Origin of the sequence: Kocuria oxytropis (assembly GCF_040981195.1) — a bacterium.
In the GTDB taxonomy this organism is placed as follows: domain Bacteria; phylum Actinomycetota; class Actinomycetes; order Actinomycetales; family Micrococcaceae; genus Kocuria; species Kocuria oxytropis.
On the sequence record NZ_JAVFXA010000104.1, the window covers coordinates 1 to 535 of the forward strand.

Annotated in this window: 1 pseudogene; it reads right to left on the reverse strand. The window is 74.4% G+C overall.

The features are described 5' to 3' along the window. A pseudogene (locus tag QYM41_RS17800) lies at positions 1–465 on the reverse strand (hypothetical protein); the annotation flags it as partial. Positions 466–535 lie beyond the last annotated feature (70 nt).

Here is a 535-nt window from a genome sequence, read left to right on the forward strand (position 1 = left end):
CCACAGGGGGTGCCGGGGGGAGAGCACGAGGTAGAACGCCAGCAGCAGCCACGGCAGGCCCACGTTGTCCAGGAAGACCTGGCGCCCGTAGGTGAGCGCGAGCGGGGAGAAGACGAGCACGAGCACGGCGACCACCGCGACCGGCCGGTGGACGCCCAGGCGCCGGGCCAGGAGGAAGGTGAGCAGCGCGGTGGCCACGAAGAACGGGACGACGGCGTAGCGGGCGGCGCCGAGGTAGGTGCCGTCGCCGAGGCCCAGCAGGTTGGGCAGCCAGGCGAGGGCGCCCAGCTGGATCCAGCCCACCGGGGGGTGGTCGTAGCCGTAGGTGTATGGGGCCAGCTGGCCCTCGAGCACGCTGAACGCCTGCGCCGTGTAGGTGCCCTCGTCGTCCACGTAGCCGACGCCGTCCTCGATGTTCCACAGGCCCAGGACGGCGGCGGCGAGGCTCAAGAGCAGCAGGGCCACGCGGTCGCGGCTGAGGCCGGACCACCTGCCCGCGCCGGGCCGCCGGTCCCGGGGCCGCGCTGCGGGCTCG